17 protein-coding genes and 1 pseudogene are annotated in these 20,071 nt (G+C 35.6%); 13 read left to right on the top strand and 5 right to left on the bottom strand.

Annotated features, from left to right (window positions below; all coding sequences use genetic code 11):
- Position 1: 1 nt before the first annotated feature.
- The 9 genes and pseudogenes from AC5SLP_RS12745 to AC5SLP_RS12705 all read left to right on the top strand — a co-directional run bounded on the left by AC5SLP_RS12745 (position 2) and on the right by AC5SLP_RS12705 (position 10,229).
- The gene (locus AC5SLP_RS12745; RefSeq protein ID WP_495255535.1) at positions 2–1,576 is read left to right on the top strand and encodes an AMP-binding protein; all 1,575 of its coding nucleotides are present in this window, start codon (positions 2–4) and stop codon (positions 1,574–1,576) included.
- Positions 1,577–1,679: 103 nt separating this feature from the next.
- Positions 1,680–1,814, top strand: coding sequence for a 50S ribosomal protein L34 (gene rpmH, locus AC5SLP_RS12740; protein ID WP_495255534.1), 135 nt, complete (start codon positions 1,680–1,682; stop codon positions 1,812–1,814).
- Positions 1,802–2,140 (top strand): ribonuclease P protein component, encoded by a 339-nt coding sequence (rnpA, locus tag AC5SLP_RS12735; protein WP_495255585.1) that lies wholly within the window; start codon positions 1,802–1,804, stop codon positions 2,138–2,140. Before rpmH ends, rnpA begins: the two co-directional genes overlap by 13 nt.
- A pseudogene (yidD, locus tag AC5SLP_RS12730) lies at positions 2,137–2,489 on the top strand (membrane protein insertion efficiency factor YidD). The gene rnpA and the pseudogene yidD overlap by 4 nt, the downstream one beginning before the upstream one ends.
- Positions 2,486–4,084: a membrane protein insertase YidC gene (yidC, locus tag AC5SLP_RS12725; RefSeq protein WP_495255533.1), complete on the top strand. Its 1,599-nt coding sequence runs from the start codon at positions 2,486–2,488 to the stop codon at positions 4,082–4,084. The pseudogene yidD and the gene yidC overlap by 4 nt, the downstream one beginning before the upstream one ends.
- The gene (locus AC5SLP_RS12720) at positions 4,081–5,031 is read left to right on the top strand and encodes a Jag N-terminal domain-containing protein (protein ID WP_495255532.1); all 951 of its coding nucleotides are present in this window, start codon (positions 4,081–4,083) and stop codon (positions 5,029–5,031) included. Before yidC ends, AC5SLP_RS12720 begins: the two co-directional genes overlap by 4 nt.
- On the top strand, positions 5,028–6,365 hold the full coding sequence (gene mnmE, locus AC5SLP_RS12715) for a tRNA uridine-5-carboxymethylaminomethyl(34) synthesis GTPase MnmE (RefSeq protein ID WP_495255584.1): 1,338 nt from the start codon (positions 5,028–5,030) through the stop codon (positions 6,363–6,365). Before AC5SLP_RS12720 ends, mnmE begins: the two co-directional genes overlap by 4 nt.
- A gap of 61 nt (positions 6,366–6,426) precedes the next feature.
- Positions 6,427–7,590, top strand: a complete 1,164-nt coding sequence (gene nhaA / locus AC5SLP_RS12710) for a Na+/H+ antiporter NhaA (RefSeq protein ID WP_495255531.1) — start codon at positions 6,427–6,429, stop codon at positions 7,588–7,590.
- Positions 7,591–7,655: 65 nt separating this feature from the next.
- Positions 7,656–10,229 carry an EAL domain-containing protein gene (locus tag AC5SLP_RS12705; RefSeq protein ID WP_495255530.1) on the top strand — a complete coding sequence of 858 codons (2,574 nt, stop codon included), beginning with the start codon at positions 7,656–7,658 and terminating at the stop codon, positions 10,227–10,229.
- Between the two features lie 16 nt (positions 10,230–10,245).
- Here the strand turns inward: AC5SLP_RS12705 and lolA are convergent, their stop codons facing one another.
- Positions 10,246–10,761 carry a LolA-like outer membrane lipoprotein chaperone gene (lolA, locus tag AC5SLP_RS12700; RefSeq protein WP_495255529.1) on the bottom strand — a complete coding sequence of 172 codons (516 nt, stop codon included), beginning with the start codon at positions 10,759–10,761 and terminating at the stop codon, positions 10,246–10,248.
- 125 nt (positions 10,762–10,886) lie between these two features.
- On the opposite strand from lolA, the gene secA reads away from it, so the two are divergent.
- Both secA and AC5SLP_RS12690 read left to right on the top strand, forming a co-directional pair.
- Positions 10,887–13,466 (top strand): preprotein translocase subunit SecA, encoded by a 2,580-nt coding sequence (gene secA / locus AC5SLP_RS12695; RefSeq protein ID WP_495255528.1) that lies wholly within the window; start codon positions 10,887–10,889, stop codon positions 13,464–13,466.
- Positions 13,467–13,475: 9 nt separating this feature from the next.
- Positions 13,476–14,678, top strand: a complete 1,203-nt coding sequence (locus AC5SLP_RS12690) for an ABC transporter permease (protein WP_495255527.1) — start codon at positions 13,476–13,478, stop codon at positions 14,676–14,678.
- 33 nt (positions 14,679–14,711) lie between these two features.
- On the opposite strand, the gene AC5SLP_RS12685 is transcribed toward AC5SLP_RS12690, so the two are convergent.
- From AC5SLP_RS12685 to AC5SLP_RS12670, 4 genes are all read right to left on the bottom strand, one after another.
- Entirely contained in the window at positions 14,712–15,113 is a 402-nt protein-coding gene (locus AC5SLP_RS12685) for a hypothetical protein (protein ID WP_495255526.1), read from the bottom strand.
- A 42-nt stretch (positions 15,114–15,155) separates the two neighbouring features.
- Positions 15,156–16,391 (bottom strand): ArsS family sensor histidine kinase, encoded by a 1,236-nt coding sequence (locus AC5SLP_RS12680; RefSeq protein ID WP_495255525.1) that lies wholly within the window; start codon positions 16,389–16,391, stop codon positions 15,156–15,158.
- Entirely contained in the window at positions 16,388–17,068 is a 681-nt protein-coding gene (locus AC5SLP_RS12675) for a response regulator transcription factor (RefSeq protein WP_495255524.1), read from the bottom strand. The genes AC5SLP_RS12680 and AC5SLP_RS12675 overlap by 4 nt, the downstream gene beginning before the upstream one ends.
- 69 nt (positions 17,069–17,137) lie before the next feature.
- On the bottom strand, positions 17,138–18,559 hold the full coding sequence (locus tag AC5SLP_RS12670; protein ID WP_495255523.1) for a Do family serine endopeptidase: 1,422 nt from the start codon (positions 18,557–18,559) through the stop codon (positions 17,138–17,140).
- Between the two features lie 221 nt (positions 18,560–18,780).
- Here AC5SLP_RS12670 and AC5SLP_RS12665 point away from each other — a divergent pair, with 221 nt between their 5' ends.
- Together AC5SLP_RS12665 and AC5SLP_RS12660 are read left to right on the top strand one after the other, a co-directional pair.
- Complete coding sequence (locus tag AC5SLP_RS12665) at positions 18,781–19,677, top strand: DnaJ C-terminal domain-containing protein (RefSeq protein WP_495255522.1); 897 nt, start codon at positions 18,781–18,783, stop codon at positions 19,675–19,677.
- Positions 19,678–19,694: 17 nt separating this feature from the next.
- A complete protein-coding gene (locus AC5SLP_RS12660; protein WP_495255521.1) occupies positions 19,695–20,069 on the top strand; it encodes a heat shock protein transcriptional repressor HspR in 375 nt (124 codons plus the stop codon).
- Positions 20,070–20,071 lie beyond the last annotated feature (2 nt).

Genomic DNA, 20,071 nt, shown 5'->3' with positions numbered 1-20,071 from the left:
AATGTCGATTAATTGTATTCGAGCTTTAATTGAAAAAGCCGCTGTTGTATGCCCTGATAAAGTGGCTATTATTGATGGTTCGAAAAAATTAACCTATCAAGAACTTTTTCGAAAAATTAATCAAGTCGCACGTTATTTAACCGAATTAAACCTTCCTAGTGGTTCTCGCGTGGGAATTTATTCTCATAAAAGCAGTGAGCAAATCATTGCTATTTTAGCGCTCTTATCGACAGAGTATATTTTTGTACCCATTTCTCGTTTGTTAAAAGCGGAACAAGTTGAACATATTATTAAAGACTGTGGCATTGACTGTATTATTACCGATAAAAATAAAATCAAAAACATTGATGCTATTCATTATACCGGCAGAATCATTACGTATGAAGCGAGTGAGCGCGATATTGTATCTTTTGAAGAGATTTACAAATGCTGTAGCGACCTTTTTACATGTAATATCGGTGACTATAAAAATGCCGCGATTACGTACAGTTTTGGATTGACTGGGTTTCCAAAAGGAATTGTGATTACACACCGGAATTTAGTTGATAGTGCGCGTGTTGCGTCTAATTACCTTGAACTCAAAGAAGACGATGTGATTTCTGGGACATTGCCTTTTATTTTGGACTATGGATTAAATCAACTCTTTTGCTCTATTTACAATCATGCAACGCTCGCATTACACTCATTAGTCTTACCAGCCGATTTTTTCAATCATCTTATCAACGATAACGTTACGGTACTTCCTGTAATGCCTCCGCATATTACACAAATGTTTGAAAGTGACCCAAAACGTATTCCCAACCCAAAACTTCTAGCCAATATTCGTATTGTAACCTCTTCAGGCGGTAAAATTACCTCTAAAATGATTCAAGATATCGAAGAGCGTTATCCTAATGCGAAGTTTTATTCTATGCATGGATTAACAGAGGCTTTTCGTTCAACTTATCTTGACCCAGCGCAACTCAAGATTAGACCACATTCGATTGGAAAGCCTATTCCTGGGGTTGAAATACATGTCATTGATGAAGCAGGTAATGAGTGTAAACCACGTGAAGTTGGAGAACTCATCCATAGAGGTGGGTATATTTACAAAGGGTATTGGAAATCTAAAGAAGATACGCAAAAACGTTATAAAAGCATTGCTATTCTTGACAAGATTGTGAATCTTGAAGGCGATTTAACAGATGAAATTGTTGTCGCCAGTGGAGATTTTGTTTACAGGGACGAGGAGGGGTATCTTTATTTTGTCTCTCGTAAAGATGATATGATTAAGGTGAGTGGTTTTCGTATCAGCCCTTATGAGATTGAAAGTGTTGTGTATGAGCGGATTCCGATGATTTCCCAATGCGCTGTTTTTTCTATTGAAAATGAAAAAACAGAAGAAGAAATTGTTATGGTCTATGCAGCGTCTCGTGAAATTCCTAAAAATGAAATTTTGTTTGAGCTCAAAAAACATTTACCAAATCATATGATTCCTTCTATCATTGTTTATAAAGAAAAGCTTCCGCAAACAAGTCCAAGTGAAGCAAAAATTGATAAAGAAATTTTACGTAAAGAGGTAGTAGAGCTGCGATAAATCCAATAATGTTGTACAGTGCTTAATCGAAGCTTATGGAATTTTTAAGTAAAGCTAAGGTAAAATCCATACCTTAAATTATTTTTTAGAGAAGGAATTTTTGATGAAAAGAACGTATCAGCCACACAGTACACCTAAAAAACGTACCCATGGTTTCAGACTTAGAATGAAAACTAAAGGTGGACGCAAAGTTATTGCTGCACGTCGTGCTAAAGGTAGAAAAAGATTGGCCGCTTAAAAGGGTATGTAACTCTCAAAGAGACGAGAGAGTATACATCTATTTATAACCATGCAAAGAAATGGCACTATGAAGGTGCCCTTGTTTTTTACCAAAATGACATAACAAAACGAGTTGGCTTTACGGCAAGTAAAAAAGTCGGTAATGCTATCAAACGGAATTTAGCCAAAAGAAGGCTTCGGGCTATATTTTTAGAAATACAACATACGTTGCAAGATGGTGTTTATGTATTTGTTGCAAAAGAGAAGATACATCACATATCATATGATGCACTTAAAAAAGGAATCATGTGGTCTATGAAAAAATTAAACTGTGTTAAAGAATGAAATCTTTAGCGTTGTTATTGATAAAGCTCTATCAGAAGTTTTTTACACTGATTGGCTATGGAAGTTGCAGGTATTATCCCACTTGCTCGCAATATGCGAAAGAGCAACTTCTACACAACAGTTTTTTAAAAGCTCTCTTTTATAGTTTTATACGTATTTTAAAATGCAATCAGCTTTTTCCTGGAGGTATTGATTATCCAGTGGTACAAAAGGCTTTTGCTACTCCTTCTTTTTTTGCTCCTCATGACTCCACGACGCAACGTATTGTTTTTTGGTTTGTACCAAAAAACACACAAAGTTTTTATGTGGTAAAAGCTTTTAAAACATTGAAATAAAGGGAATCTCGTGACAGATAAACTTACACCTCAAGTGCGCATTATACTTGCCACTGTTTTATCTTTTTTATTTTTTGCTCTGTATGATCATTTTTTTATCCCCAAAAATCCTCCACTTGCTGAAAACAACGCCTCAACGGTTGTTGAGCAACACGTTACATCATCTAATGCGACAACTGCGCCAGAAGTTAAATCTGTTGCAAGCAGTGGGGATATTGCACAAGCGCCTATGACAGCAGGCAAAGAGGGTGAGATTATCGCTACGGTTAAAGCTGCTTCTTACGAAGTGCACATTGACCGTCTTGGTAGAATTTCAAAATTTTATCTTCTCGAAAATAAATACAAAGATGATAAAGGTGAACGTTTTCAACTGATAGATGCTTCTCAAAATCTTTTTCCTTTAGAGATTCGTTTTAGTGATAAATCAACGAATGCAGATGCTTTTGCCATGTCTTATAGTGCGGATAAAAGCAGTATTGATGTAACTGAAAAAGGCGCAAGCATCGTTTTAACTCAACCTTTGAGTGGTCTAACGATTGTTAAAACATTAACATTTTATCCTAATGGAAATTATGATTTACATGTAAATCTTTCAACGCCGAAAGATTATTTTATTTCAACAGGATTTCATCCTCATGTAGCTATCGATAGTTATACGTTTCATGGTGTTCTTATTAAAAAAAGTGACAACACGATTCAAACCATTGCAGATGGTTCGGCAAAAGGCGATGAACACTTTGCAAATGCAAAAATTGTCGCTGCGGCAGATAAATATTACACAACATTTTTTTACAATTTAGATAAAGGACTTGATACCGTTGTCTCTTTAGGTAAAGATAAAGATCCTCTTTTATTTGTTAAAGGTGATAGTAATTTAACGCTTAGTGGTTATATTGGACCAAAAGACCATAGACTGCTTAAATCTATTAATCCGGAATTGACAGATGTTGTTGAATATGGATTTTTTACTTTTATAGCAAAACCACTTTTCCTTTGGCTTTCTTACCTTCACGATTTGTTAGGTAACTGGGGATGGGCAATTGTTGCTATGACAATCAGTGTACGTTTGGTACTTTATCCTTTGACCTACAAAGGTATGGTGTCTATGAACAAGCTCAAAGAGCTTTCACCAAAGATTAAAGAGCTACAGAAAAAATATGGCGATGATAAGCAAAAGCTAAATGCCCATATGATGGAACTTTATAAAAAGCATGGTGCAAACCCTATGGGTGGATGTTTGCCTATTATTCTTCAAATTCCAGTATTTTTTGCAGTGTATCGCGTTCTTCAAAACGCTATTGAACTTAAAGGTGCCGCGTGGATTTTCTGGATTCATGATCTTGCGGTGATGGACCATTATTTTATCCTTCCAATCTTAATGGGTATCACAATGTTCTTACATCAGCGTATTACCCCAACAAGTTTTACAGATCCAATGCAAGAAAAAATTATGAAATTTTTACCACTGATTTTTACATTCTTCTTTGTGTCTTTCCCTGCAGGTTTAACGTTGTATTGGTTTACAAACAATCTTGCATCTATCGTACAACAGTTTTATGTTAATAAACTTTTTGCAAAGAAACATGAAGAGCAAAAGGCCGAAAAATGATAAAAGTTGAAGCAGCAACACTCCAAGAAGCTTACTCCAAGGCTGCGAGTGAGTTGTCTTGTTCAGTCATCGATTTAGATATTAATATCGTTCAAAATGGTTCAAGTGGTTTCTTAGGACTTTTTAAAAAGAGCGCCATTATTGAAGTCCGACGTAAAGGCGCTAAGCCTCAAGAACGAGAGAAAAAAGAGTTTGCACCTTCACTAAAAAATGAAAATCACCAAGAGGCGGATAGTAATGTCGCCTCTTTGGATGAACGAAAAGACCGTAATAAACGCAATAAAAATAGACGAAATCGCAATAAAAATAGAGAATTTACTAAAGAAGAGGGTGTTGAAAAAAGAGCTGATGCGGTAATCCTTCCTAAAGAAACACCTGTAGTAAAAGAATCAAGACCAGAGCCAAAACCGCACAAAGAGCCTCGTCATACCCATTCAACCAGTGCTATTGATCAAAATTTTCATCAAGAAAAGCGCGAGATTAATGATATTTTGGATGAAGTGCGCATTCAAATTAAAAATCTCTTTAAATACAGTTGTTTTACATTAGATGTTCCTGTGGTCTCTAAATACAGCGACGATACTATCTTGATTGAATTTAGTGGTGAAGATGCTGCGTTATTGATTGGAAAAGAGGGGTATCGTTACAAAGCACTCTCTTACTTGCTTTACAATTGGATTAATTTAAAATATGGTCTTAATATTCGTCTTGAAATTGCAGAGTTTTTGAAAAACCAAGAAGAGATGATTGATAAATATCTCTCTCCTGTGATTGAACGTATTCGCAATAGCGGCAAAGGGCAAACGAAAATTTTGGATGGGGTACTCATCAAAATTGCTCTTGAAGCGTTACGTAGTGAATTTCCTGAAAAATACGTTGGTATTAAATCAGGAAAAGATGGCGGTAAATTTATCGTTGTCAATGACTTTAATAGGAAAAACGCATAGATACAATTGCTGCGATTGCTACAAGTTCAGGTATCGGCTCTATTGCGATTATTCGCTTAAGTGGAGCCGATGCTCTTTCTCTTGCATTAAAACTGACTCATAAAACAACACTGACGCCTCGTATGGCAACGCTGTGTTTTCTTTACGATAACAACCATGATGCTATTGATCAATCGATTGTGATTTATTTTAAAGCCCCTCATAGTTTCACCGCAGAAGATGTCGTTGAATTCCAATGCCATGGTGGATCAACCGTAGCGCATATGGTTTTAGACACATTGTTAGCCTATGGTGCAAGACTTGCAAATCCTGGAGAATTTTCTAAAAGAGCTTTTTTAAACGGTAGAATCGATCTTTCTGAAGCCGAAGCCATTGCTGCATTAATTGAAACAAAAAGTGTTGATGCCGCTAAAATGCTTACACGACAACTTAAAGGTGAATTGAAAAATTTTGTTTTACATGTAAGAGAACAATTGATAGAAATTTTAGCGTTTGTTGAAGTAAATATTGACTATGCTGAAGAAGATTTACCTCTGGATATGATTGCAAAAATTCAAGAAAAACTAGACCTCCTTTCACGAGAATTGCAAAAAACATATGAGAGCAGCCAAAGAAGACAAGGACTGATGCATGGTTTTAAAATAGCCATTGTCGGAAAACCTAATGTCGGTAAAAGTTCACTTCTTAATACATTACTGAGCTATGACAGAGCTATTATCAGTGATATTGCTGGTACAACACGCGATACAATAGAAGAAGAATTACGTATAGGCTCTCATTTAGTCCGCATTGTTGATACTGCAGGAATCCGTCAAGCCCATGATGTGATTGAAAAAATTGGTATTGAGCGTTCTATTGCCGCCATAGAAGAATCTGAAATTGTCTTAGCGATGTTTGATAACAGTAGGGTTTGCGACAGTGAAGATGCAACAATGCTTTCTTTGCTACATACCTATGAAGCTTCTAAACACATCCTAAAAATTTTAAATAAAACAGACCTACCCAATCATTTTGATGTAACACAATTAGGCAATGATTTTATTGCGCTTTCATGCCAGCAAAACAGTCAAAACTTGATCCAAACACTTCAATCAATTTTAGATAAAACCGTAGGAGAAGATAGCATTATGCTTACTTCATCCAGACAAATTAACGCTGTTAAAAAAGCGCATGAAGATGTTCAAAGTTCTTATGCTTTTCTAAAAGAGGGTGAATTAGAGCTTTTTGCGTTTCATCTCAATAGTGCAATTGAGCATATCTCTTCTATTACCTCTGCTTTTGAACGTGATGAAATCTTAGATAAGATGTTTAGTAACTTCTGTTTGGGTAAATAGCTATTTACAAACTATTTACTTGCTTATGATAGGATAAAAACACTAAGTATAAAGGGTTTTTATGTTTTCTACGATTGAAGAATTTATTAAAAAAGAGTCATCTTCTGGTGTTATTCTGATAGCAGTTACATTGTTAGCCTTGTTACTCCAAAATAGTTTTTTGACAGATTTTTATACAAATTTTCTTCATACGCCTGTTCAAGTAAGCTTCGGTTCTTTTGGTATCGCAAAACCTTTATTGTTATGGGTGAATGATGGGCTCATGGCTATTTTTTTCTTCTTGGTAGGGCTTGAAGTTAAACGAGAAGTCTTAGAAGGGGAACTCTCCTCACGAAGTCAAGTTATTCTACCCGCTATCGCAGCTATTGGTGGGATGTTTGTTCCTGCGGTAATTTTTGTGGCATTTAATTATAAAGATGCTTTTTCAATGAATGGTTGGGCTATACCTACTGCAACCGACATTGCTTTTGCCTTAGGGATTCTCTCATTGCTAGGTTCTCGTGTTCCCGCTTCTTTAAAGATTTTTTTGATGGCATTGGCTATTATTGATGATTTAGGTGCCATTGTCATCATTGCGCTTTTTTACACGAATGATTTGTCATTTATCTCTATTATCATTGCAGTGATAGCCTTAATGGTATTGGTTGTCATGAATCAGATGAAAGTAGTAAAAAAAGCAGCCTATATTTTGGTCGGAATTGTTTTATGGATTAGTGTTCTAAAATCGGGAGTGCATGCAACGATTGCTGGTGTCGTTCTCGCTTTTTCAATACCGCTTTATTCTTATAATGGGCAAGGCGAGCGATTTTCGATGCTCAAAGAGATGGAACATGACCTGCATTATTGGGTTGCATTTTTTATTTTGCCTCTGTTTGCTTTTGTTAATGCGGGTGTTGAACTAAAAGATATATCCATTTCGACACTTTTTTCCGATGTTTCGTTGGGAATTGCATTAGGCTTACTCATTGGTAAACAAGTGGGTGTTTTTGGGTTTAGTTATATCGCCATTAAACTAGGAATTGCGAAGCTTCCCTCCGGCAGTAGCTTTTTACAGCTGTACGGTATAGCAATTTTAACAGGTATCGGATTTACAATGAGTCTTTTTGTGAATACTTTGGCGTATAACGATACCAATATTTTTCATTATGCCGATAAACTTGCTATTTTATTAGGTTCTTTTTGTTCTGGCATCATTGGCTATCTTTTTTTAAAAAAAGTTTTATAACAAATTTCTAAGCTTAGAGATACTAAAATCAGGTAGTCCTTGCATCGTCTGAAAGGAGCCTTATTGTGAGACAAATCACTCTAACGAAGCGTCTTTTTTGGATCATAGCGACATTTATTTGTGTGGCTAATTTAGTCATTGTTGTTTATTTGTATGAACAAGCAAACAATTTATCACAGATAAGAGCTTATTCTAAAGCAAAGACCTTACAAGATTATTTTGTCTCAATGCGTTATATTTATCATCAACAATTTCTCTCTAGTGGCATTGACCTCAATGATTCAACTGTGGGATTTCTTCCTGCACATGCTTCAACCCATATCAGTGAAGAATTTCATAAAACTTCAAAACAAGGCATTACGATTCGTAATGTCTCGGATAGACCACGAAATCCAACGAACAAAGCAAATCCTGATGAAGAAGAGATGATTCATTATTTTGATAAACACCCCGAACAAAATGAAAGTATGCGCCTTATTAACGACGGTAATACAAGCTATTATTTTTTTACTTCTCCTTTGCGCATTAAAGCATATTGTTTAGTGTGTCATGGTGAAAAAAGTGAAGTATTGCCTTATATTGCAAAGCGGTATGATTCAGCATATGGCTATAAAATAGGTGAAGTCAGAGGTATAACCAGCATTAAAATCCCTAAAAAAACGCTGTTTGATGATGTTATAGGTCTATTTTGGAAAGAGACACTTTTTAGTGGAATAGTCATGTTACTTTTGCTGATTGTTCTTTATATTGCGATCAAAGATTTAACAAAACGTGATGTTGAACAGAAAAAAGAGTTGGAAAGTTTAATTTTAGAACGAACTCAAGACCTATTCAATAAAAGTAAAGAATTAGAAAAATCATATATGCACCAACAGCATCTTTACTCTGTTTTACGTACCGTTACCGATAGTAATCAAATTTTAATCACGACCTCAAACGTTCGCGAGCTATTGCATCAAACGGCATTATGCCTTTTTGCAAATGACTCCTTTGCCCACGTTAAAATTGCTTTATTTGAAAAAGAGGCATTAAATGTCAAAGAGTCTTATGGATTAGAAGAAGAATTCGATATTAACGAAATTGAACAACATGTTTTTGATACAGGTAGTTTTAAAATCTTAACGACTAGAAGTACCGATACACCATCAAGGTGTAAAGCAATGATGCTTCAGTATCATGTAACCGAAGCATACGTCACTGTTTTAAAAAGTGACAAATTTGCGCATAATGCACTAGGTATTTTAACAATATGTACCACGATGAAAGAAGGATTCAGTGTAGAAGAGCATGCAATGATTGAAGAATTGGCAGGTGATATTGGATTTGCAATTAACTCTTTTATGCAAAAAGAGAGTATTTTGAAGCTCTCTTATTATGACCCTTTAACCAATTTAGCGAATAAAGCAATGCTCACCGAGCAGATACGTTTATGCATTAGTGCAAGTAAACGTTCAAAAATCTATGGTGCACTTTTGTTTATGGATTTGGATAATTTTAAATCCATCAATGACTTAAAAGGGCATGCAACAGGTGATAAGCTGCTGGTGATGATGGCGAGGCGTTTGGAAAATTATGCTAATGAGAGTGATATTGTTGCTCGTTTCGGTGGTGATGAGTTTGCCTTTTTATTACCCAATTTAAGTACAACGTTAGAAGAGACTGCAAAGCTCTCAGAAGATCTTGCCATGCAAATTCTTCTTGCTACTAAAGAGCCTTTTATTATTGATGAACATCCTTTCTTCATGACCGTGAGTATCGGGATAAGTCTTTTTGATGAGCATGAGAGTGTGGAAGAGCTTTTGCGTCATGCTGATAGTGCTATGTATGCGGCTAAAACAGATGGGCGCAATACCATCCGTTTTTTTGACGCGTATATTCAAAAAGTGATGGAAGAAAAATCATTATTGCTTCAGTATTTGCGTGATGCTCTTGATTCAAAACGCTTTTTCCTATTCTACCAACCCCAAGTAGATTCCAATGCCCATGTTATTGGTGTAGAAGCGTTAGTGAGATTGAAGAACCAAGAAGGCGTACTCATCTCTCCTGTTGAATTTATTCCTTTATGCGAAGAATCTGGACTCATTCTTCCTCTTGGAAAATGGGTTATGTATGAGGCAATGCGTCAAGCGAGCTATTTTATGCAAGACTCCAACAAAAGAGGTTGGCGTGTCTCTATTAATGTCAGTACCAAACAATTTGAGAGAGATGATTTTGTGACCGTTGTGCGCGAAACGTTAGAGAAGACAGGGGCAAATCCTTCTTCAATTCGTTTGGAATTAACCGAAAGCCTTTTAATCGGTGATAGTGCCAAGGCAGTGAAAAAAATTCAGGCATTAAAAGAGTTAGGTATCTCGTTATCTGTGGATGATTTTGGCACAGGCTATTCTAGTTTACAATATCTTAAACAACTCAGTGTTGATGAGCTAAAAATTGATCAATCGTTCATTCATGATTTTATGATAGACCGCAATGATGCAATGATTGTTGAGACCATTATTTCTATTGGCAAAAATTTTCATTTGGATGTCATTGCCGAAGGCGTTGAAACCAAAGAGCAGTTTGAAACATTAAAATCGCTAGGATGCCAATTTTTCCAAGGCTATTATTTTGGAAAACCTACGCAATTGGAGTTATTGTAGTTTTACATGTAAAAGGTTATTCACGAACGATGTCATAGCCTTTTGGTATTTCTGCTTTAAATAATTCATCATCTAAAAAAAGATTAATTGACTGGTTTGAAAAAAGGATTTCAACGCTGTTTTCAAGCTTATCTTTATACGATATTTTTTCAATACTTTCGTTACTAGCTGTTATCGTATAAACCGTGTCCATAAATTTTGTGACATAGGTATGGGGTGCTACCTCTTTAGCTTCACGCAAGAGTTGCGCAATATTTGGAGTGTTTTCAAGGGTTGTAATAATGGCTTGTTCCAGTTCCGGTTCTAAGATTAAAACCTTAGATTGATTAAAATAAATCTTTTTTGCTACAGGTTTTTCATAAATCCATAATGCCTTTTTATCGTGTGTTGCGTAAAAAACACCTTCATAAGTAATTGTTTTATTTTGATCATTGGTCACTTTTTGAACAAAATCACTTTGTATTGTTTTAAAATCTCCCATTTTCGCAAACAAAAGTGTTGTTATACAGAATAAAAATCCTAAAAATCGCATCAAATACTCCTGTTCAAGATAAATAAGATATGGAGTTTTATCAAATAGATAGTAAAAGTATGATAAAATCCTAAGTTTTATTGATAAGAACGTATGTAACGAAAGAAGAATAGGGGTAGAATCGCATGTTATTGAGTCGTATTGTTCGCAAAATTTTTGGTACTAAGAATGATCGTGTTGTTAAGGAATTAATGAACCGCGTTAAGAAAATTAATGTTTTAGAGCCAACATATGAAAAATTAAGTGATGAAGCCCTAAAAGCGGCCTTTGAAGAGTTAAAAGAAGCAGTCAAAGCCGGTACAAAATCGTTAGATGATGTTTTAAATGATGTTTTTGCTATTACCAGAGAAGTCAGTAAACGTACCACAGGTATGCGCCATTTTGATGTTCAAATGATTGGTGGTTTAGTCTTGCATGGTGGCAATATTGCTGAAATGAAAACCGGCGAAGGTAAGACATTGGTCGCTACGTTACCCGTTGTCCTCAATGCTATGACAGGGGAAGGTGTTCATGTCGTTACCGTCAATGATTATCTTGCTAAGCGTGATGCTGCAGATATGTCACGAATTTATACATTTTTAGGTTTAAGCGTTGGGGTTGTAACCAATGACCTTGAAAACGATGCAAAACGTAAAGCACAGTATGATTCTGACATTACTTATGGAACCAACAATGAGTTTGGTTTTGACTATTTGCGCGATAATATGCGCTATTCTTTAGATGAAAGAGTACAACGTACACACAACTTTGTTATTGTGGATGAAGTCGATTCCATTTTAATTGATGAAGCACGAACACCACTGATTATCTCAGGACCATCCAATCGTACGTTAGATGGTTATAAAATTGCCGACAATGTGGCTCGCAAATTAACAAAAGAAGAAGATTTTACTGTTGATGAAAAAAACAGAACGATTATTATGACAGAAAACGGTATTAGTAATGCCGAAAAACTGTTTGATGTCGATAACCTTTATAGCCTCGAAAATGCCGTTTTATCTCACCATTTGGATCAAGCACTCAAAGCACATTATCTTTTTGAAGTCGATGTAGATTATGTTGTCCGTGAAGGCGAAATTGTCATTGTGGATGAATTTACAGGACGATTGAGTGAAGGAAGACGTTTTAGTGAAGGATTGCATCAAGCGCTTGAAGCAAAAGAAAATGTGATGATTAAAGAAGAGTCACAAACACTCGCTGACATTACATTCCAAAATTACTTTAGACTTTACAAAAAGTTAGCCGGTATGACAGGTACTGCGCAAACCGAAGCTGCAGAATTTTCACAAATCTATGATTTAGAAGTTATTTCTATCCCAACAAATTTACCTATGCGTAGAGATGATATGAATGACCTTATCTACAAAACGGAACGTGAGAAATTTGAAGCGGTTATTAAAGATATTAAGTTATGCCATGAAAAAGGACAACCTGTTCTTGTTGGTACAGCCTCAATTGAAAAAAGTGAACTTTTACATGCCCTGTTAAAAAAAGAAAAAGTGCCACACTCCGTTTTGAATGCTAAAAACCATGAAAAAGAAGCGCAAATTATTAAAGATGCTGGTGTTAAAGGTGCTGTTACCATCGCAACCAATATGGCTGGACGTGGTGTTGATATTAAGTTAGATGATGAAGTCAAAGCATTGGGCGGCCTTTATATTATAGGAACAGAGCGTCACGAAAGCAGACGTATTGATAACCAATTACGTGGACGTTCAGGTCGTCAAGGCGATAATGGAAAAAGTCGATTCTACCTTAGTTTAGAAGATAACTTACTTAGAATTTTTGGCAGTGATCGTATTAAAGCTATTATGGAACGTTTGGGTATTGAAGAGGGCGAACATATTGAATCTAAAATGGTAACGCGTGCTGTTGAAAATGCTCAAAAAAAGGTTGAAGCACTTCACTTTGAAGCGCGTAAGCATCTTCTTGAATACGATGATGTTGCCAATAAACAACGTAAAACGATCTATAATTTTAGAAATGACTTGTTAAATCCTGAATACGACATTGAAACTAAAATCAAAGAAATTCGTGTTGAATTTGTGACCAATCTTCTCTTTAAAGCAGAAATTTATGAAGGCATTTCTGAAACAGAGTATGATTTAGATCGCCTTGTCATGATCTTTAAAGATGAATTGGGTGAAACATTTACGACAGACGAGTTAAAAGGCCTTGAGTTTGATGCATTGCGCAATAAACTGGTAGAGGCCCTTGAGAAAAGTTTTGCAGAAAAAATGTCTGTTGTTGATGAAAAGCAATGTAAAGAGATAGAGAGAATTTTATATTTACAAGTGTTAGATAATACATGGCGCGCACATCTTTATCAAATGGATATTTTAAAAACAGGTATCGGTCTTCGTGGATACAATCAAAAAGACCCTTTAACAGAATACAAAAAAGAGAGTTACAACCTTTTTGTTGAACTAGTTGAGCAAATTAAATTTGATAGTTTTAGAACATTGCATATTGTTCAATTGCGTGATAACAAGGAAGAAGAAGAACGTCGTGCGATGGATGAGATGATACGACGTATGGAAGAGGCAAATGCAAATGCAACTCTTCAACATCATAATCCATATGATGAAGAAGATGAAGACAAAGAGAAAAAAATAGCACGAAATGAGCCATGTCCATGTGGCAGTGGAAAAAAATATAAACAATGCTGTGGCAAAAGTGGTCCCAAAAAAGGGCTATTAGCGTAAAGGGTAGTTGTGCAGAAGAATCTTAGTATCTATCTTGTCAAAAAGTATCTACGATTTGACAAGTCACAACCCTTTATCACGGTTATTTCACTATTGGCATTTTTTGGTGTAGCAATAGGGCTGACAGTTTTAATGGTTGCTATGGCAATAATGAATGGCTTTGATAAAGAGTTTGAAAAAAAACTTTTTACTATGAACTACCCGCTTTCAATTTATGCACGTAGTTTTTCGCCTGTGACACAACAAGACCTTAATACACTGCAGGAACAATTTCCAAAATTAAAATTTAGCCCTTATATCTCAACGCAAGTGATTATTAAAAAAGGAAATCGTCTAGAAGGTGGTATGCTCTTTGGTGTTAATTTTGAGCAAGAAGCTCAAATCAATAGTATTGTAGCAGAAGCTATTAAAGGCAAAGAATTAGACAAGTATGACCTTATCACGGGCAGTGAAATTGCAAAAACGCATATGTTAAGCTCTGATGAAAAAGCAACATTGATTTTTACAAAAAATGATCCAGGCGGTATTAGCCTTATTCCTAAGATGAAGCGCTTTAATTATAAAGGAGCTTTTCACTCTGGACTTATCGCTTACGATAAAGCCTATATGTACACGACACTAGAATCATTAACCCAAATATTGCAATACAATGATGGTGATTTTGATGGAATTCATGTCTATTCGGATGAGCCTTTTAGCGATATTGAAAAAATTCGTCAGGTTTTACCCGAGCATTTAGGTGTTGTTGGTTGGTGGCAAATGAATGGTAACTTCTTCTCAGCACTTGCTTTGGAAAAACGTGCACTTTTTATTGTACTGATGCTTATCATCCTTATTGCATCTCTTAATATCATCAGCTCACTCTTAATGACAGTAATGAACAGACGTAAAGAGATTGCACTCTTGCTTTCTCTTGGTGCTTATAAAAAAGAGATTAAGAAGACTTTCTTTTACCTAGGATTGGTGATTGGTGGCGGCGGAATGATCTTTGGTATTGTTCTTGGTGGATTAGCACTTTTTCTTTTGGGGTCATTTAATATTATTTCATTACCTGCAGATGTCTATGGAACCACTAAATTACCCTTAGATCTTTCTGTTATAGATTTTGTCTTAATTGTTATTGGTACAAGTGTTATTGTGGCACTCTCTTCATATTATCCAGCCCATAAAGCAACGCAGATTAATGTTTTAGAAACACTACGTAATGAATAAAAGTAGTCAATGAGTAGGGTTTACCTACTCATTTTATTTTAGTAAATCCGTTGTAATATTGCAGTTATCTTCTACTGTTTCACGTAATTTTCCTAAGAGCGACTTAGAATCAACCCCATCTTCTGGGTAAGTGACAACATTATCATGTGGTTCTTGGTCTAAAAATTCTTGAATACCAGAAAGCACCTCAGTCGCGCCATTCCAATCTGTTCCCGTTAGCATGACGACATAGTGATTACTGTGATTAAAAATAGCATCTGTACGACGAAGGATACGCTGAAACATCTCTAAACTATCAACTTCTTTACGATCTTCCAAAGAAAAAAAGATGAGCGAGAAGGGGACTTCATCTTTAATGCCAAAACGTTCAAGTAATGCTATGTGGTGGTCTATTAAATTAGCAAGATTAATATTTGAAAAAGCTATACCCGACATGGAAACTCCTTTAGACCTATTTTTAATTATTGTACCTCAAATTTATTCTAAAATGTCAATCTTTCCAAAATTAAAGTAATTAAATCCGTCTTTGTGTTCATAGGTAAATTCTATATGATGTGCTTTTACAATGTGATGTACGATGTAAAGTCCTAAGCCAAAACTTTGATGCGAATTTTTTTCTTGAACAAAAGGTTCGAGATAATGTTCAAGATCATATTTAAGAGGCTTCCCTTGGCTGATAAATGAGATTTTTGACTTATTGGCAACAATATGTACCTTTTGATCAAAGGAGTATTTTATACCATTATCAATGACATTTTTCATAGCCGTGGTAAAGAGTCGAAAATCTACATGTAAAATAATTTCATCATCAACAATATCAATTTCAACTTGTGAGGGTGAAATCATTGCTAAATCTATTGATTCATCGAGCATATCAACCAAACGGTAAGGCTTGATATTTTTCAGTCCTTCTCCTGAGGTAATTTGCTCAATGGATGCAAATTCATTAATGAGTAATTCTAGCTTTTCAAATGCTCCAATTAGACGCGTGCGTTGTTTGCCATCTTCAAGCATTTCGGCACTAATACGTCCTTTTGTAATAGGGGTTTTAAGTTCATGCATAATATTGCGTAAAAAGAGTTGGCGGGATTGATTGAGCTTATTAATTTGTTCTACAGCGTTGTGAAAAGCATTGGCTACTTGAGAAATTTCATCTTCTCCGTCCGTTTTACAATGAATATTAAGATCACCCTTGGCAAAACGGTCCATTTGCCGTTTGAGTTTACGAAGAGGTTTAAGCTTACGAATAGTGAGAATATACGCGACAATGATAATGGCAAATACAACGCCAAAAATAGTTTTAATAAGGTCGTATCGATAAGGCTGGAAATCTTCATCTTTTAGTAGTAAAGACGAATATTTTGTTTCTATTTGCAAATAGTGGTCGTTGTCGTAACGTAAAATAGCACTGGTTCCAATACGATCAGAAATTTTTTGAATGATTTGTGCATGTTGAATAATCTGCTCTTTCGTATTTTTATCCGTAATCTCACGCATCTGATAGCCCTGAACTTGCCTTTTGAGTTCATCATTGGTAATAAAGTTATTTAAATGAAACAGTGTTGCACGCGCGATAATAGAATATTTTGTATTGAGCTTTTCTGTATAGTTTTGCTTATCGTATTCAAGTAAAAATAACAATGCCAAAAAAATACTGACAATACTAATGGTAAAAATAAAGGTAATACTGTAAAAGATCGATGATTTTGTCATTGTAAAAACTTATATCCTACACCTCTAACAGCATGAATGTAGGTAGGCTCTTTAGGGTTTTCACCCAATTTTTGACGGATACGTCCTACAATAACATCGATGCTTTTATTGGTCGTTTCTTCACTAATAGCTTCAATATTATAAATGAGCTCTTCTCTTGAAACAACACCGCCTTCCTTCTTCATCAAGTAGCTTAAAATTCCATATTCTGCTGCTGTTAAGTGCAATTCTTTGTTGTGAAAGAAAATTGCCATTTGCTCTTCATTGAGAATTAAATCTTTTATTTTATGTACGGTCTGTTCTGTTGGGATAAAACCTTTTTGACGCCTCAGTAGGCTCATAATGCGTGCTTGCAATTCTCTTGGATTATAAGGTTTTGGAAGATAATCATCTGCGCCATTTTCAAGAGCGGTAACTTTGTCCGTTATGTCAGTACGGGCTGAGGAAATAATAATTGGCAATGTATGACGTTTTCGAATTTCTTTACACACTTCAAGGCCATCAATTCCGGGTAATGTCAAGTCTAAAATAACAAGATCAAATGATTCTGTATCCAGTGTTGATAGCCCAATATATGGGTCTTCAGCGATTGTAATGGCAATATCAAATTGCTCCAAATACTCCATAAGTATTTCTGCAAGTTCCAAATCATCTTCAATCATTAAAATTTTCGTCATAGCTACCTTTCCTCTTTCAAGAGGCTTATTATATACTAATTAGGAGGCTTTTGCCTCCTAATTAAGCTGCTAAGGCATGACTAAAATGGCACGATAATTTTGTCGATTGATGATGATACGTTTTTTACGATTTTTATACTCTTTGAGTGCATTACTGAGCTCTTTGAGTGTTGTGATATTTTGCTGTTCAACTTGGATAATGACATCGCCTTCTCTAAATCCTATCTTTTCTGCTTTAGAGTCTTCTTTGACATCTGTGACTAAGACGCCCTCTATCTCTTTAGGAATTTGGTATTGATAGCGTGTTTTATCATTGATTTCTAAGAGCCCAAGTCCTTCAATTGGGCTCGAGTTGCCTTTTGCATCTGTTTGTGATGATGCTTGTTCTACATCCATTTTGACTAGTTTGATTTTTGTTGTTTTTATTTTTTTATCTCTTTCATAGCTGATAGTCACTGTTTTATCAGGAGCAATGCTTGCAATGGTGTTTTTAAGATCATTGGAATTTTTAATTTTTGTTCCATCCACATCAATAATGAGATCGGATACTTGTAAACCACCTTTCTCAGCAGGTGAATTTTTTTCAACCATAAGGACTAAAGCACCTTGTTTATTGTCATAAAGCTCTTTAAGGTCATTGGTTAAGTCTGAAATGGAAACTCCCATAAAACCACGTTCTATTTTGCCATTTTCAATGAGTGAAGTTGCAATTTTTTGAACCATGTTGGAAGGAATTGCAAACCCTACACCATTATTCCCACCACCTTTTGATAAGATAGCACTGTTAATACCAATGAGTGCACCTCTACTATCTACCAAAGCACCACCTGAATTACCAGGGTTAATGGAGGCATCTGTTTGGATAAAGTTTTCGTATTGGTTCAGTCCTACGTTATTTTTATTGAGTGCTGAAATGATCCCTTGTGTGATTGTCTCACCAACTCCAAATGGATTGCCAATCGCAAATACGACATCGCCTTCTAATAGATTTGACGAATCGCCAAATTTTGCAATGTGCAGCTCTTTTGCGTCAATTTTAACAACGGCAAGGTCTGTTTTTGAATCTTCTCCAATGACTTTTGCTTTATACTCTTTTTCATCATTTGGCAAGGTAACAACGATTTCATCTGCACCTTCGACAACATGATTATTGGTGACAATATAGCCATCAGCTGAGATAACAACACCTGATCCTAATGAATGAGATTTTCGTTCAGGCTGCTTTAGCTCTGGAATTCGATTTCCGAAAAATTCTTTAAAAAATGGATTCATCATCAACTCGTTAAGTTGGTCGCTTTGTTTATTCTTTTTAGTAGTGGCGATATTAACAACGCTTTTTTTAATATCTTTGACAGCATTGTTATAAGATAAAATCACATTTTGTGACGTCGCATCTTGCCGTGGGTCATCTTTAGGCATTTGAGCAATTTGAATATTTGCTCCAAAAAGTGAAAGTGAAGCGATAAATGAAAGTATCACAATCTTTCTCATGGTTAATCTCCTTAGACTAGTTCATTTTCGATATTATAAGGGATAGGTGTAAATACAAAGTAAATATTCAGCAAACATTAAGCAAATGAATTGAATATAAGTTGATTGACCTAGACTAAACTTTTATGTTATAATCACTATAAATATTCTTAGATGTTGTGGAGCAATAAAAGGACATCTTCTTTTATATTTCTAAACATCTTTTAACGAGGTTAGAGGTCATGAGCAAAAGTTTATATGATACATTGGACATCTCATCTGATGCCAGTGCAGAAGAGATAAAAAAAGCTTATCGAAGGTTGGCACGCAAATATCATCCTGATATTAATAAAGATGCAGGTGCCGAAGAAAAATTTAAAGAGATTAATGCTGCCTATGAAATCTTAAGTGATGAGCAAAAACGTCGTCAATATGACCAATACGGTGATAATATGTTTGGCGGACAAAATTTTCATGATTTTGCCAATGCCCAAGGTGGCGCAAATCTTGATGATATTTTACGAAGTATCTTTGGTGGCGGCGGAGGTTTTGGCGGCTTTAGTAGCTCAAGCAGAGGATTTAATAGCGGTGGATTTGGTGGTTTTAGCGGAGGCGGATTTGGTGGTTTTAGTGAGCCAGATCTGGATGTAAGTGCAAAAATTATTGTTCCTTTCAATGTTGCCATCCTAGGTGGTAAGCATTCTCTTTCTTATAACAGTGAAAATTTCGACGTCAAAATCCCTGCGGGAATCAAAAATGGCGAAAAGATGCGCGTTAAAGATAAGGGAAAGTCATTTCAAGGTAGAAAAGGCGATTTGATTTTAAGCGTAGAAGTTGCTTCCAGTCCTGAGTATACCAGAGAAGGCGATGACTTGATTAAGACAATCGACATTCCTCTCAAAACAGCACTCTTTGGTGGTAAAATTGCTGTTGATACCCTCTATAAAGAGATTACTCTCAAAGTCAAAGAAGACACGAAAAATGGTCAAAAATTTAGAGTAAAAGAGTATGGTGCATTGAACCGTAAAACACAAAGTAAAGGTGATTTGTATTTGGTGGCAAATATTGTTCTTCCTTCTATTGCTTCTTTGGATAGCGAATTAAAAGCAATAATGGAAACAAAATTACCGAATGGATAATATCAAAGGAGCGAAAAATGCATCATGGTTATGAAGAACCCGTTTATTTAATCAGTGTTGTAGCAAAAGTTTTAACGATTCATCCTCAGACGCTTCGGCAGTATGAACGAGAAGGTCTTGTATGCCCTTCTAGAACGGATGGTAAAATGCGTTTATATTCGCAAAGAGATATTGATAAAATCAAGATGATCCAACGTCTCACTCGCGATTTGGGTGTCAATCTTGCCGGGGTTGATATCATTATGCAGCTAAAAGATAAAATAGATGAATACGAATCCATCATCGATACATTGCGTTCTGAAATTAGTGGACTCTCTAAAAAAAGTTCACAATCCAAAAATCCTTTAGTAAAACACAAAAATAGCTACGAGATTATTTTATTTGGAGAGTAGTG

The sequence above is a fragment of the Sulfurospirillum sp. E15m genome (assembly GCF_059415145.1).
This window is presented reverse-complemented; position numbering and strand designations above follow the sequence as displayed.

What these genes read in the sequence shown, in the direction of transcription:
- nhaA (WP_495255531.1), top strand. Translation starts at nt 6,427, where the DNA reads ATGTTTTCTACGATTGAAGAATTTATTAAAAAAGAGTCATCTTCTGGT.
- lolA (WP_495255529.1), bottom strand. Translation starts at nt 10,761, where the DNA reads ATGCGATTTTTAGGATTTTTATTCTGTATAACAACACTTTTGTTTGCG.
- rpmH (WP_495255534.1), top strand. Translation starts at nt 1,680, where the DNA reads ATGAAAAGAACGTATCAGCCACACAGTACACCTAAAAAACGTACCCAT.
- AC5SLP_RS12680 (WP_495255525.1), bottom strand. Translation starts at nt 16,391, where the DNA reads ATGACAAAATCATCGATCTTTTACAGTATTACCTTTATTTTTACCATT.
- AC5SLP_RS12670 (WP_495255523.1), bottom strand. Translation starts at nt 18,559, where the DNA reads ATGAGAAAGATTGTGATACTTTCATTTATCGCTTCACTTTCACTTTTT.
- AC5SLP_RS12745 (WP_495255535.1), top strand. Translation starts at nt 2, where the DNA reads ATGTCGATTAATTGTATTCGAGCTTTAATTGAAAAAGCCGCTGTTGTA.
- AC5SLP_RS12665 (WP_495255522.1), top strand. Translation starts at nt 18,781, where the DNA reads ATGAGCAAAAGTTTATATGATACATTGGACATCTCATCTGATGCCAGT.
- AC5SLP_RS12660 (WP_495255521.1), top strand. Translation starts at nt 19,695, where the DNA reads ATGCATCATGGTTATGAAGAACCCGTTTATTTAATCAGTGTTGTAGCA.
- AC5SLP_RS12675 (WP_495255524.1), bottom strand. Translation starts at nt 17,068, where the DNA reads ATGACGAAAATTTTAATGATTGAAGATGATTTGGAACTTGCAGAAATA.
- AC5SLP_RS12685 (WP_495255526.1), bottom strand. Translation starts at nt 15,113, where the DNA reads ATGTCGGGTATAGCTTTTTCAAATATTAATCTTGCTAATTTAATAGAC.
- AC5SLP_RS12720 (WP_495255532.1), top strand. Translation starts at nt 4,081, where the DNA reads ATGATAAAAGTTGAAGCAGCAACACTCCAAGAAGCTTACTCCAAGGCT.
- secA (WP_495255528.1), top strand. Translation starts at nt 10,887, where the DNA reads ATGTTATTGAGTCGTATTGTTCGCAAAATTTTTGGTACTAAGAATGAT.